At 63.0% G+C, this 13,376-nt stretch carries 13 protein-coding genes; 11 read left to right on the forward strand and 2 right to left on the reverse strand.

The window, feature by feature from the left end; all coding sequences use genetic code 11:
• Nucleotides 1–13: 13 nt before the first annotated feature.
• The gene (locus HNQ71_RS21395) at nt 14–883 is read right to left on the reverse strand and encodes a protein-L-isoaspartate O-methyltransferase family protein (RefSeq protein WP_184874631.1); all 870 of its coding nucleotides are present in this window, start codon (nt 881–883) and stop codon (nt 14–16) included.
• Here HNQ71_RS21395 and HNQ71_RS21400 point away from each other — a divergent pair.
• The 11 genes from HNQ71_RS21400 to HNQ71_RS21450 all read left to right on the forward strand — a co-directional run bounded on the left by HNQ71_RS21400 (nt 882) and on the right by HNQ71_RS21450 (nt 11,477).
• Complete coding sequence (locus HNQ71_RS21400; protein WP_184874632.1) at nt 882–1,253, forward strand: hypothetical protein; 372 nt, start codon at nt 882–884, stop codon at nt 1,251–1,253. The two genes, HNQ71_RS21395 and HNQ71_RS21400, sit on opposite strands and share 2 nt — an antisense overlap.
• A gap of 144 nt (nt 1,254–1,397) precedes the next feature.
• The gene (locus HNQ71_RS21405; RefSeq protein WP_184874633.1) at nt 1,398–3,044 is read left to right on the forward strand and encodes a DUF2778 domain-containing protein; all 1,647 of its coding nucleotides are present in this window, start codon (nt 1,398–1,400) and stop codon (nt 3,042–3,044) included.
• A 128-nt stretch (nt 3,045–3,172) separates the two neighbouring features.
• Complete coding sequence (gene uvrB, locus HNQ71_RS21410; protein ID WP_184874634.1) at nt 3,173–6,196, forward strand: excinuclease ABC subunit UvrB; 3,024 nt, start codon at nt 3,173–3,175, stop codon at nt 6,194–6,196.
• Nucleotides 6,197–6,259: 63 nt separating this feature from the next.
• Nucleotides 6,260–6,595: a hypothetical protein gene (locus HNQ71_RS21415; protein WP_184874635.1), complete on the forward strand. Its 336-nt coding sequence runs from the start codon at nt 6,260–6,262 to the stop codon at nt 6,593–6,595.
• A gap of 114 nt (nt 6,596–6,709) precedes the next feature.
• Nucleotides 6,710–7,615: a DMT family transporter gene (locus tag HNQ71_RS21420; protein WP_184874636.1), complete on the forward strand. Its 906-nt coding sequence runs from the start codon at nt 6,710–6,712 to the stop codon at nt 7,613–7,615.
• A gap of 252 nt (nt 7,616–7,867) precedes the next feature.
• The gene (locus tag HNQ71_RS21425) at nt 7,868–9,394 is read left to right on the forward strand and encodes an ABC-F family ATP-binding cassette domain-containing protein (protein ID WP_184874637.1); all 1,527 of its coding nucleotides are present in this window, start codon (nt 7,868–7,870) and stop codon (nt 9,392–9,394) included.
• Between the two features lie 107 nt (nt 9,395–9,501).
• Nucleotides 9,502–9,780: a type II toxin-antitoxin system RelE/ParE family toxin gene (locus HNQ71_RS21430; protein ID WP_184874638.1), complete on the forward strand. Its 279-nt coding sequence runs from the start codon at nt 9,502–9,504 to the stop codon at nt 9,778–9,780.
• Between the two features lie 27 nt (nt 9,781–9,807).
• On the forward strand, nt 9,808–10,116 hold the full coding sequence (locus HNQ71_RS21435) for a HigA family addiction module antitoxin (RefSeq protein WP_184874639.1): 309 nt from the start codon (nt 9,808–9,810) through the stop codon (nt 10,114–10,116).
• Between the two features lie 132 nt (nt 10,117–10,248).
• A complete protein-coding gene (locus HNQ71_RS21440) occupies nt 10,249–10,431 on the forward strand; it encodes a hypothetical protein (RefSeq protein WP_184874640.1) in 183 nt (60 codons plus the stop codon).
• Between the two features lie 157 nt (nt 10,432–10,588).
• Nucleotides 10,589–11,011 carry a VOC family protein gene (locus HNQ71_RS21445; protein WP_184874641.1) on the forward strand — a complete coding sequence of 141 codons (423 nt, stop codon included), beginning with the start codon at nt 10,589–10,591 and terminating at the stop codon, nt 11,009–11,011.
• A gap of 112 nt (nt 11,012–11,123) precedes the next feature.
• Nucleotides 11,124–11,477 (forward strand): DUF1428 domain-containing protein, encoded by a 354-nt coding sequence (locus HNQ71_RS21450; RefSeq protein ID WP_184874642.1) that lies wholly within the window; start codon nt 11,124–11,126, stop codon nt 11,475–11,477.
• Nucleotides 11,478–11,690: 213 nt separating this feature from the next.
• On the opposite strand, the gene HNQ71_RS21455 is transcribed toward HNQ71_RS21450, so the two are convergent.
• Nucleotides 11,691–13,325: a tetratricopeptide repeat protein gene (locus HNQ71_RS21455; RefSeq protein WP_184874643.1), complete on the reverse strand. Its 1,635-nt coding sequence runs from the start codon at nt 13,323–13,325 to the stop codon at nt 11,691–11,693.
• Nucleotides 13,326–13,376 lie beyond the last annotated feature (51 nt).

Consider the following 13,376-nt stretch of genomic DNA (forward strand, 5'->3'; position numbering starts at 1 on the left):
CCAAACGGCCAGCTCAGCTGTTGTGCGTGCCGACGATCTGGTCGCCTTCCAGCTTGGTGAAGGGGACGAAAGGCACCACCTTGCCATTGTAGATGTCCGAGCGGACGATGTTGAACGTGCCGTCGGCGAGCTGCTCCTTGATCACCTTGAGCACATGCTGGGCGCCTGGCGGACCGACCGGGATGACCATGACGCCATTCGGCTTGAGCTGCTGCAACAGCGATGGCGGAATGTGGTCGATGCCGCAGGTGACGATGATCTTGTCGAACGAGCCGACGCTTTCCCAGCCATAATAACCATCGGCGTTGCGGCTGGTGACCGAGCCGAACTCGCTGTAGCCGCGCTCGATCAGCGCGTCATAGGTGCGGCGGGTGCGCTGCGCCAGCGGATTGATGATCTCGATCGTGTGCACCTTGTCGGTCAGATTGGCCAGATAGGCCGACTGGTAGCCGGAGCCGGTGCCGATCTCGAGCACGGATTCGCCGGGCTTGACGTCGATGGCCGTCGTCATGCGTCCGACCAGATGCGGCCCGGAAATGGTCACGCCGTAGCCGATGTCGAGGAAGGCGTGATCATAGGCGCGCGCTAGATTCTGCGGCAGGACGAACTCCTCGCGCGGCGTCAACAGGAAGGCGCGCTTGTTGCGGTCGTCCAGCACGTCCTTGTTGTAGACCATGATCTGGAAGCGATCGAAGCGCTCGGCCAGCAACTTCGGGTCCTCGCCGCGATTGGCCACCATCCACTCGATGAACGCCTTCTTGTCGTTCACCGGCACTTCGGCGTTGCGATCATACGGCACCGGAACATTCGCCTTGACGGCGCCCGGAAGAATGGAAAATGCCGCCGCCCCCGCCGACAGCGCCAAGAAGTCCCGACGCTTCATGGAAAAAGCCTCCAAAAGTGGGCTTTGCCACCCCAAACCAAGCACTTCAATCCGATTGCACTGCCTCCCAAAACGAGTCAATGGCCGTCGAGGGGCGACCGTCCGGGCGATGAATTTGTGGCAGGCGGGCAACAGTTTTGCCGGTGCCGGCGACCTGCTCAGCGACACTCAAGGGCGCGCGCCATTGTCGCATGACCCGCTGAACGGCCTTTTTGGTAAATTAGCAAAGGCTGTTTTGCTTGACTTGGGCGGCAAAAACAGGCAGCAAAACAGCATTGGAGGGGCTCCAATGCCGCGTTCATGGTCGTGGACAAGCCTTTTGAGGCACAAAGTCCACGTCGCTCGTTTGGTTTTGAGAGGGATTGGTTAACCAACTTTGTCCATATTTTGAAGCAATCGGCAACTAACGACAGGCGCGACAAACGCGTCGGGGACCACCTGGGATCACTCACAGAATGGTCGTCGCGGCTATCACAGCCGCGGACGTGGGAGCCGATTGGAGCAAGATTGGTGCATGGCGTTCTTGAGTAAAAAAATTGGCGGGGACGAGCGTTGGGACGGCGAGACCGCCTGCGACGCGCCACGGTCCTCTTCCTTCAACCCTGAACGGATCGTCCGCTGGGTCGCGGTGCCCAGTGTCAGCGCAGCCATTGGCCTGTGGCTGGTCGGTACCATGGCTGGCCTGAGTTCCGTCGGCGCCTCGCTGTCGGCGACATCGGGCGGCCTGCCGCAGACGCTTTCGATGCCGAGGGCGCTTGCCCTTGCCGATCCGTTGAAGCAGCGCATCCTGACATCTTCGGCGCCGTTCATGCTGGCCAATGCACATGGCGGCACGCAGGCGCTGCATGATCATGCCGTGCAATGCGGTGCGAGTTGCTTCAAGCTGGCTGCGTTAAGCCCGCAGGCTGAGAAATCCGCTCGCCTCGTGGCGCAGGCAAAGCCTGCCCCGATGGTTGTAAAGTCGAAATCGCAAGAGCGTTTCGAGCGCATGGAGGCGTCTTTGTCGCCGGCCAAGCTCGCCGCTGCCTTTGCCGGCGCCGGAAAACCTGTCATCGCGGCCGACGCATCCGCGCGCCCGGTCATTTCCACCGTCGCGCCGCAAATTGCTGAAGCGTCCCTGGTCCCATCCGTCAAGGTCATGGCCAGCCTGTCGGATGACATGCCGGCTCCAGCGGCCGAACGCTTCGCCCGGATGGATACCGGCTCCGTCGTCGTGCAGACGGCACCGCAGCCGATGGGCTTTGCCCAGTCGGGCGCGCAGACGCCAGACAACGCACAGTTGGCGCTTGCCCTCATCCAGTCGCTGCCGGTCGACGACGAGGCGTTTGCCTCGCCGCTACCGATTGAGGAATCCTCGGCCGATGTCGCGGTTTCGCCTGCCGAAACCCAGCAGGAACAGCCCGGCGATGCTGCTTCCCTGCCGGATGCGCTGACCGACGACGTGCCGTTGCCGACCCGGCGCCCGCAATTCGACGCGCCGCAGCAGCCCAAGGTCGTACAGCAGTCGACGAAACCCATCCAGCAACAGCCGAAACCCATCCAGCAACAGTCGAAGCCCGTCCAGCAGCAGAAGCCCGCCCGTGAGACGGTTCAACAGGCCCAGCCCTCCAGGCCGGCGCGGCAAGGCAGGCCCGGCGAGGGCGACGTGCTGGCCTATGCCAAGCCCGACACACCTTCCGGCGGCCTTGGCCAGGCATTCAAAAACCTGTTCAACTCGCCGGGCTCCAGCAGTGGACCCAGCAATGGCGTCGCCGTCTACGACATCAGCGCCGGGACCGTTTACATGCCTGACGGCTCGAGGCTCGAGGCGCATTCGGGCGTTGGCGCCATGGCGGACCAGCCGCGCTATGCCGATCAGAAGAACCGCGGACCGACACCGCCCAACACCTACAATCTGTCGCTGCGCGAGTCGCGCTTTCATGGTGTGGAGGCTTTGCGCCTGACACCGGTCGATGGCCGCAACAAATACAATCGCGACGGCCTGCTGGCCCATACCTACCTGCTTCGGGGCCGCTACGCCCAGTCGAGCGGTTGCGTCGCCTTCAAGGACTATGCGCGCTTCCTCGCCGCCTTCAAGAAGGGCAAAATCAAGCGCCTCGTTGTGGTGCCGCGCCTGTCGTCTTCGCCGACGCGGGTCGCATCCGCCGCCAGGGGCGCGTAATACCAAGAAGCATTCGGCCGCACTTTCTGCGCTGCTCCTGACAGCCTGCTGTCAGGAGCCGCGTTGTCCGATACGCCTCTCCCCACCGCGCTCTTTCCATTTTGGCCAGGAAATCCCATATTCGGGACATGGCCAAATCCCCCGATAAAAAAACGCCGCCGACGGCGAGTGACGACCGCGCCGCGCCGATGCGGCGCAGCCCGCTGACCGATTTCCTCGACGCCTCGGAGCCGCTGCACAAAGGCGGCTTTGCCGAGATGCCACAAGCAGAGCTGTCGGGCACGCCGCTGACCGGTTCGATCGTCGATTGGGCCGAGCAGATCGAGCAGGAGGCCGAAAAGGAAGGACGTCTCGTCGGCAAGGGCGACGGCGGCAAATCGCCGAAGCCATCGAAAAGGATCCCCGAGCGTTCGTCGTCGCCCGGCCGTACCGCGCGCGGTACCTCGATGGGTGGCGCGGCGACAGCCAGGGAACGCACCGCAGCCGGCCTTAACCCGGTCGCTGGCCTCGACATCTCGCTGGAAGACGCAGAGACGATGGCCTCCGGCAGCGTCACTGCCACCGTGGCCGCGCTGTCGGCGCTGATCGAATCCGGCAATCCGCTGCACAAGGATGGCGTGCTGTGGACGCCGCACCGCCCTGCCCGCCCGGAAAAATCCGAAGGCGGCATCGCCATCAAGATGGTGTCGGATTTCGAGCCGGCCGGCGACCAGCCGACCGCCATCAAGGATCTGGTCGAAGGTGTCGACAACAGCGATCGCACGCAGGTGCTGCTCGGCGTCACTGGCTCCGGAAAAACCTTCACCATGGCCAAGGTGATCGAGGAGACGCAGCGCCCTGCCCTGATCCTGGCGCCGAACAAGACGCTGGCCGCGCAGCTCTATTCCGAGTTCAAGAAATTCTTCCCAGAGAACGCCGTCGAGTATTTCGTCTCCTACTACGACTATTACCAGCCGGAGGCCTACGTTCCGCGCACCGACACCTTCATCGAGAAGGAATCCTCGATCAACGAGCAGATCGACCGCATGCGCCATTCGGCAACCCGCTCGCTGCTCGAGCGCGACGACGTCATCATCGTCGCATCGGTGTCCTGCATCTACGGTATCGGCTCGGTCGAGACCTACACGGCGATGACCTTCCAGATGCAGATCGGCGACCGGCTCGACCAGCGCGCGCTGCTCGCGGATCTTGTCGCCCAGCAGTACAAGCGCCAGGACGTCAACTTCGTGCGCGGCTCGTTCCGCGTGCGAGGCGATACGATCGAGATCTTTCCGGCCCACCTTGAGGATCGCGCCTGGCGCATTTCGATGTTCGGCGACGAGATCGAGGCGATCACCGAGTTCGACCCGCTGACCGGCCAGAAGACCGGTGAGTTGAAGAGCGTCAAGATCTACGCCAACTCGCACTATGTGACGCCGCGCCCGACCCTCAACCAGGCGATCAAGTCGATCAAGGAAGAGCTCAAGCACCGGCTGGTGGAACTTGAGCGCGCCGGCCGGCTGCTCGAAGCACAAAGGCTGGAGCAGCGCACCCGTTTCGATCTGGAAATGCTCGAGGCTACCGGCTCTTGCGCCGGCATCGAGAACTATTCGCGCTATCTGACCGGCCGCCAGCCGGGCGATCCGCCGCCAACACTGTTTGAGTACATTCCCGACAATGCGCTGGTCTTCATCGATGAAAGCCACGTCACCGTGCCGCAGATCGGCGGCATGTATCGCGGCGACTTCAGGCGCAAGGCGACGCTGGCGGAGTATGGCTTCCGCCTGCCGTCCTGCATGGACAACCGGCCGCTGCGCTTCGAGGAATGGGATGCCATGCGCCCGCTCTCCGTCGCGGTCTCGGCAACGCCGGGCGGCTGGGAGATGGAACAGGCCGGCGGCGTCTTCGCCGAGCAGGTCATCCGCCCGACCGGGCTGATCGATCCGCCGGTCGAAGTGCGCCCGGCCAAGACCCAGGTCGACGATGTCGTCGGCGAGATCCGCGACACCACCAAGGCCGGCTACCGCACGCTGGTGACAGTGCTGACCAAGCGCATGGCCGAGGACCTCACCGAATATCTGCACGAGCAAGGCATCCGCGTGCGCTACATGCACTCCGACATCGACACGCTGGAGCGCATCGAGATCCTGCGCGACCTGCGCCTCGGCGCCTTCGACGTGCTGGTCGGCATCAACCTCTTGCGCGAGGGCCTCGACATTCCCGAATGCGGCTTCGTCGCCATTCTCGACGCCGACAAGGAAGGTTTCCTGCGTTCGGAAACCTCGCTGATCCAGACCATCGGCCGCGCCGCCAGAAACGTCGACGGCAAGGTCATCCTTTATGCCGACCAGGTCACCGGCTCGATGGAACGGGCGATGGCCGAAACCGGCCGCCGCCGCGAAAAGCAGATGGAGTGGAACGCGGCCAACGGCATCACGCCAGAATCAGTCAAGTCGCGCATCTCGGACATACTGGACTCGGTCTACGAGAAAGATCATGTCCGCGCCGACATCTCGCAGTTCACCGACAGCGCCGGCGCGATGATGGGCAACAATCTCAAGGCCCATCTCGACGCCATGGACAAGCAGATGCGCGACGCCGCCGCCAATCTCGACTTCGAGAAGGCGGCCCGCATCCGCGACGAGATCAAGCGGCTGCGCGAGATGGAGCTGTCGATCTCCGAAGACCCGCTGGCCAAATATGCCGACATGGAAAGCCCGGTCTCGGGCCGCGAAAAGGGCAAGCACAACAAGGGCCGCGCCATCCACCGCACGGCCGACGACACGGGAAACATCCCTGTTGCGGCGGTCAGCAAGCCGAAAGAGAGTGCACAGGATCGCGTCAAATCCGCCCTGTTCCGCAAGCCGTCGCTCGACGCCATGGGTCCGGGCACCGACATGCCGACGCCTGCCGGCGCCGTGTCGCGTTCGCTGTTCAAGAAACAATCGGCCGAAGAGGCGCACGGTTCCGACTTCGGCATTCCCGGCGACTCGACCAAGCCGCTGTTCAAGAAGAACTCGCTCGATGAGATGACCGTGCGACGCACGGAAACACCGATCGAGGGCGACAAGCCGGTCAAGCGCGAGCGGGCCGGCATTGGTTCCTATGAGGATCCAGGCGACGCCCGCCGCGAAAAACGCCGGCCGGGCAAGACGGGCAGGCCGGGGCGGTAAGGCCAGTTTGAACGTCAGGTTCAATCAGTTGCGAACTGCCAAAGCCATCACCTAGAATAAGTGATGCTTGTCGTTCGCAGACTTGATGAAAAAGAGTTCAGGGCTTGCTTCGCTGAGCCGATGACCAATGTCACCGCTACCGCGAATGCCATCGTGGACATATGGCCTTATGTCGAGGCACTAAATCTCGACGAAATCGGCGTGCCCTATTTGAACGACGTTCACTATGTTTACCGAGACGCCCAAAACCGGTTTGATCAAGTCTTGATTGGCACCGGCAGGTTCAACGCCCTTCTGGCGATCGTTGTTGATCTTGGCAGAAGCACGGTGTTCGGGCATTTCCTTGTCGACCTCAACAAAGAATATGGACTGAGCGGCGGTCACTTGAGACCTGTCTGATCTCCGAACCGCACGGCTGGACCATGCGCCCGCCCTTGTCAGTTGCCGGTCGAAACGATACGGGCCGTGGCAGCTTCTCCGCTTCCACCTGCAAGCCCGACGGCGCCCCACACAATGAAGTCCAAAGACATCGTTTCCTACGTCTTCCTGGCCATCACCTGGGGGCTGTCGTTCCTGGTGCTGCTCAAGGTGGTGCATGCCTTTGGCTGGATCGGTGCGGTCACCTTGCGTTCGCTGATCGCCGGCATCACGCTTCTGCTGCTGGCGGCGGCAACGAGGCGCCGGCTCGACTTCAGCGCCGGCTGGTCGCACTTCGCCATGGTCGGCGCGACGACGGTCGCGGCACAGTTGATCGGCCTGTCCTATGCCACCCCGCGCATCGGCACGGCGATGGCGGCCATCCTCGTTGCCGCCATCCCGCTGTTCTCGATGATCATCGGCCAGTTGTGGGGGCTCGAGCGCATCACCGTTCGCGGACTGGCCGGGCTGCTGCTCGGCGCCGCCGGTATCATCATTCTCGTCGGCTTCCCGGCAGTGCCCGTCACCGCGTCCTTCGCGCTCGGCTGTGCCGCTTCGCTGTTCAGTTCCTTCTCGGCAGCCTTCGGCAGCAACTACGCCAACCGCCATCTGCGCTCGACCGGCTCGCTCGAACTCACCAGCGCCGCCTTCCTGTTCGGCGGGCTGATGACGCTGCCGCTGCTGCTGGCCGTGCCTGTTCCGGCGATGCCGCGCGCCATCGACTTCCTCTATCTCGCTATCCTTGCCTGCGTCATGAGCGCGATGACCTATGTCGTCTATTTCCGCCTGGTCGCCAGCATCGGCGCCACCAGGGCGATCAGTGTCGAGTTCGCCGTGACCGTGATCGCCGTGCTGGTCGGCACGGTCATGCTCGGCGAGTCGCTTACCATCATCCAGGCCTTCGGCGCGGTGGCGATCATCGCCGGCTGCGTGCTGGTGCTCGATCCGTTCCCGCGCCGGGTGAAAGCGGTAGCCTTGCCATCGGTCTCGCCCTTGGTGTAGTCATCTCCCGCACTCGAACGTCTTGAAAGGAGGGCTCACGTGTTTACGTTTTTTCGTCACCATCGTCAGCGTGGCCCGATTTCTGCCCTGCGAGCCAGCTTGCAGGGCTGACCAGGGACGGTCCGGGTTTTCCCGCTTCGATTGTTTGGTCTGCCCTTCGTGGTGTTGCAACGCCTGTTCTGATGGCCGGCACGCGCACCGTCAAAGTGCATTGAACCGGAGTTTTCCTCCGGCAAGACCAGAGAAATCAAAATGGCCCTGATCAGCCTCAAATCCCTCGGCGTCACCAAGAGTGCGCCGCTCTTTGCCAATCTCGACCTCACCATCGGCACCGGCGACCGGCTCGGCATCGTTGCCGCCAATGGCCGTGGCAAGTCGACGCTGCTGAAGTGCCTGACCGGCGAGATGGAGCCGACCTTTGGCGACATCACCCGTACGCGCGGCCTGCGCGTCGGCCATGTCGAACAGTCCGTTGCCACAGCCCTTCTCGACCGTACGTTCCACCAGGTGGCGGCCGACGCCTTGCCGCCCGAACAGGCCGGGAGCGAGCTGTGGCGGGTCGACGTCGTTCTCGATTCGCTCGACGTGCCCGAGCCGATGCGCGAACGGCAAATGCAGGCGCTCAGCGGCGGCTGGCAGCGGCTGGCCCTGATCGCCCGCGCCTGGGTCACCGATCCGGATGTGCTGCTGCTCGACGAGCCGACCAACCATCTCGACCTGGCCAGGATCAGCCAGCTTGAAAGCTGGCTGAACACTCTGCCGCGCGAGGTGCCCGTCGTCATCGCCAGCCATGACCGCGCCTTCCTCGACGCCACCACCAACCGCACGTTGTTCCTGCGCGCGGAACAGTCGCCAGTGTTTGCCCTGCCCTACTCCAGGGCAAGGCAGGCTCTCGACGACGTTGACGCCTCGACGGAGCGCAAGTTCCAGCGCGACATGAAGGTGGCGCAGCAATTGCGCCGGCAGGCGGCCAAGCTCAACAACATCGGCATCAATTCCGGCAGTGACCTGCTGACGGTCAAGACCAAGCAGCTCAACCAGCGGGCGGAGCGCCTGGAAGAGGCGGCCGCCCCGGCGCATCGCGAGAAATCGGCCGGCGCGATCAGGCTCGCCAATCGCGGCACCCATGCCAAGGTGCTGATCACGCTTGAGGACGCCGCGGTGGAAACGCCTGATGGAACGCTGCTGTTCAGGACCGGCAAGCGCCACATCTGCCAGGGCGATCGCATTGTCCTGCTCGGCCGCAACGGCGTCGGCAAGTCGCGCTTCGTCACCCTGATCCGCAACGCCATCCTCGAGCCTGAGACGGTGCACAACGTGAAGGTGACGCCGTCGACCGTACTTGGCTACAGCGACCAGGCGCTGTCCGGCATCGGCGGCGACGACACGCCGCTGGCGATGGTCTCGCGCCGCTACGATGTCGGCGAACAGCGCGCCCGCTCGCTGCTCGCCGGTGCCGGGGTTGGCATCGATATGCAGGAGCGCCGGATCCGCGCGCTGTCCGGCGGTCAGAAGGCGCGGCTGATGATGCTGGCGCTCAGGCTCGCCAACCCCAATTTCTATCTGCTCGACGAGCCGACCAACCATCTCGACATAGACGGCCAGGAGGCCCTGGAAGCGGAGCTGCTGGCGCATCAGGCAAGCTGCGTGCTCGCCTCGCACGACCGCTCCTTCATCCGCGCCGTAGGCAACCGCTTCTGGTTGATCGAGAAGCGGCGGTTGACCGAAGTCGAGGATCCCGAGGATTTCTTCCGCTCGGTGGCCGAACTAGTCGGCTGAGGGCGACGTATCGAGCGCGATTCCTGGTCCGTTTTGAAGGGCACTATGCCTGTAAATTATTTGCTTACAGACTCTTGACGTATGTAAGCAATCTGTTTACATACATCATGATCAAGTCGTTCAAGAGCAAGGCGCTGTCGGACCTCTTTCAAACCGGAAAAACCGGCAAGATCGATGCAAAGATGCACAAGCGCATTCTTGTCCGGCTTGACCGCCTGGAAGCTTCAGAAAAGCCGGAGGAGATGAATCTCCCTGGCTTCGACTTCCACCCGCTGAAAGGCTTCGACCCCATCCGCTACACGGTCCACGTCAATGGCCCGTGGTGCATTACGTTTGAATTCGACGGCAAGGACGCCGCCCGCGTCGATTTGGAGCAATATCACTGAGGCGGCCAGATTGGAGAAGTTCGACTTATGACCGTGCACGAGCCGACGCGTCCGATTGAGCGTTGCCCCTCCCACCCGGGAGCGCTGCTTGAGGACATTATCCCGGCAACTGGAAAGACCAAGGTGGAAATTGCAAATCTGCTCGGGATCTCCCGGCAGCAACTCTACGACATCATCCGCGAAAAGAAGCCGGTTTCGCCGGTTGTGGCCGCCCGCCTTGGGAAGCTGTTCGGCGACGGCGCCGCGATCTGGCTTCGGATGCAGGCGGCTTTCGACGCCTGGCATGCGGAGCGCGAAGTTGATGTTTCGGCGATCCCGACGCTCAAGGTTGCGTAGGTCCGACGAAATCTTCTTCGACCAAATCTGGTGCCGCGAAAAAAGTTCCGGCGATCTGTCGGATCGCCTCAGCCCGCCACGTCCTTGGGATGCCGACACGATGATGCCGGCTTCAAGCAAGGAGAATGCATCATGTTCAACCTGTCGTCCATCGGTCGCATCGCGACCCGTTACGCGGCGGCCCGCGCCCGCTACCGCTCCGAGCGCGAGCTGCTTTCTCTGCCGATCGAATTGCGCAAGGACATCGGCTTTCCGGAAATCTTCGACGCGCAGAAGAGCCGTTGTGCAGCCATGTCCTCGGCCAAGGTCATATGAGCGCGACCAGTCAACCCATGCGACTGGCGCTCGACCCCGCCGGTTGCCCGGCCTTTCCGGGCCCGGCCGAGAAAAATTTCGCGGCCCTGTAGGATTGCCGTCACCTCATGCGTCCTATGGTCCGCAAGGCCAAGCCAAACGCAAAGAGGAGCAAGAGATGACTGACCAGACCCCCGTTCAGCCCGCGCCGAAAGTGCTCGGCGGATTGACCCCCTATCTGCAGGTGGACGGCGCCTTCAAGGCGGCTGAATTCTACAAGAAGGCCTTCGGCGCCGAGCAGGTGTTTGCCTATCCGCCGGATGAAAAAGGCCGCACCATGCACATCCATCTCTACATCAATGGCTCGACGCTTATGCTGGGCGACGCCTATCCCGAGCACGGCCACCCGCATCAGAACCCGCAGGGCTACACCATGCAGCTGCATCTCCAGGACGACACCATCGAAAGCTGGTGGCAGCGCGCCATCGACGCCGGCTGCGCAGAAGTGGTGCCGCTGCAGGTGATGTTCTGGGGCGACCGTTGGGGCCAGTTGCGTGACCCCTTTGGTGTTGCCTGGGCGATGAACGCCCCGGTGAAGTAGATCTTCTCATCGAGCGGCAACGCCTTGCCGCTGGCAAGAGACGATGCGCTCACCTGCGCCGGGTCGCATCCCTGCCGGCCCGGCGCCCGATTTTCAGCAAGAGGAATATGCCATGTCCTATGTCGATGGTTTCGTGCTTGCCGTGCCAAAGGCCAAACTCGACGACTACAAGAGGCTGGCCAACCTTGCAGGCCCCATATGGATGGAACACGGCGCGCTCGCCTATGTCGAATGTATCGGCGACGACGTGCCCTATGGCGAAGTCACCTCGTTTCCGCGTGCCGTTCAGGCAACTGACGACGAGATCGTCGTCTTCGCCTGGGCGGTCTATGAATCCAGGCAAAGCCGAGACACGGTGATGGCCAAGGTGATGGCCGACCCGCGTTTGACACCCGATTGGGGGCTCATGCCGTTCGATATGAAGCGCATGATCTTCGGCGGCTTCCGGCCCTTCATCGAGCTTTGAGCAACTGAGCCCCCATCGCTTCGTCAACCTACGGCGGAGCAAGGAGCGAAGCGACGCGGCGCAGACCATAGGATCCATGCCGTGACGTTAAAGCATTGAAAACGGTGAAGAGTTCCGCTCCGCTGCATCCTTCGATCGCGGTCGCGGAATGGATCCTCGGGTCCGCTGCTCCGCCCGTGGATGACGAAGCTGGGGTTAATCTGCACCCGCGCGCTAATCCAGCCTGTCCAGCAGCGGCTTGAGCCGATCGCCATAGCGCTTCCACAGATCGACCGAGCCCTGATACATCGGCTGGCGCACCTGCGCGGCGGACGCCGTGCGCACCGGCCGGTCGGTCGCGTGGAACGACAACACCGCATCGTTCCACGGCAGGCCGAGATGGGCGATCAGCGCCCGCGTCTGCCCTTCCTGGTCGGCGACGAAATCCTCATAGCGCACATCATGCACCACCCCAGGCAGCACGGCATGCCAGTGCGCCATGATGTCGGTGTAGAGGTTGTGGAAATCGGCGAGTTCGCCGAGGTCGTAGCCGTAGCGATGGCTGTCGCCGCGGAAATGCACCTTGTAGATCGACAGGCATGTCGCCGCCGCGTTGCGGGCGCAATGGACGATCTTCGCTTTCGGCAGCATCATATGGAGGAAGCCGATGAGCAGGAAATTGCCCGGCATCTTGTCTGTGACATGCTTGAAGCCGGGATAGCGGGCGTGCAGCATGTCGAGATAGGCTTCGCCGGCCTCGGCGAAAGCCTTGTCGGGCATGTCGGCGATGCCGGCTGGGAAGCCCCCCTTCATGGTCAGCGGAAACTGCTTGCCTACCGCCGTCTTCAGGATGCCGAGCTCGCCGGCGCCATAGACCTGGGGATGGCTGGCGATGATCTGCTCGATCAGCGTCGTGCCGGAGCGCGGCATGCCGACGACAAAGATCGGCGTGTCGTCGACAATCGAGCTGGGCCTGTGTTTCTCGAAGAATCCGGCATCGAAGGTTGCCTTCATGGCCTCGAATTCGGCGCGCGTCCTGGCCGCATCGTAGTTGATGCCCTTGCGGCGGATCGCATTGCCTTCGGCGAAATAGTCGAAGGCCCTGCCATAATCCTTCAGATCGTCATTGGCCTTGCCGAGGCCGAAGGACAGCTGCATGCGCGCCAGGCTATCCTGCGGCGCCTTGGTATGCTGAGCCTCCATGCTGGTCAGTTCGCTGTCACGCTCCTTCTGGCGCTTGACCTGCGTCAGCATCAGCCAGGCCCTGGCCATGCCGGGGTCGACCGCCAGCGCCTGCCGAAACAGGTCGACGGCTTCGTCGAGCTTGCCCTTTTCCATCAGCCCGACGCCCAGCCCGTGCAGCAGGTCTGCGTCCTTCGGCCGGATGGTCAGCGCCTCGCGGAAGACGGCAAGCGCCTCGTCCAGACGTCCGGCTTCCTGCAGCGTTTCGGCAAGTCCAATGCGGGCGCGGACATGGAAGGGATTGCGACCAACCGTGCCGCGATAGATCTCTTCGGCCTCCTCGAACTGGCCGAGCTGCTTCAGCGACGAGCCAAGGTTGTCGCGCGCCGCGAGCTGGTCCGGCCGGATATCCACCGCACCGCGAAAGAAATCGATGGCGGCTGCGATGCGGCCGAGATCGCGCATCACCGTACCAAAATTATTGAGGAAATCAGGATTTTTGGGCTGCAGGCTCACCGACTGTTCGATGAGATCGAGCCCCTCTTCGCTGCGCCCGGTCTGGTGAAGCAGCAGGCCAAGGAAATGCGCCGCGGCAGCGTGATTGGGCTTGCGCGCCAGTACCTGACGGTAAAGCGCCTCGGCTTCCTGCCGTCGCCCGGCCTGGTGCAGCTGCAGGGCCTGCTGCACATACTGGTCCAGCCCCAGCGGTGGCTGTCCTCCAGCGCCAGATCTGGCTCC

Source organism: Mesorhizobium sangaii, assembly GCF_014207355.1.
GTDB classification, from domain to species: domain Bacteria; phylum Pseudomonadota; class Alphaproteobacteria; order Rhizobiales; family Rhizobiaceae; genus Mesorhizobium; species Mesorhizobium sangaii.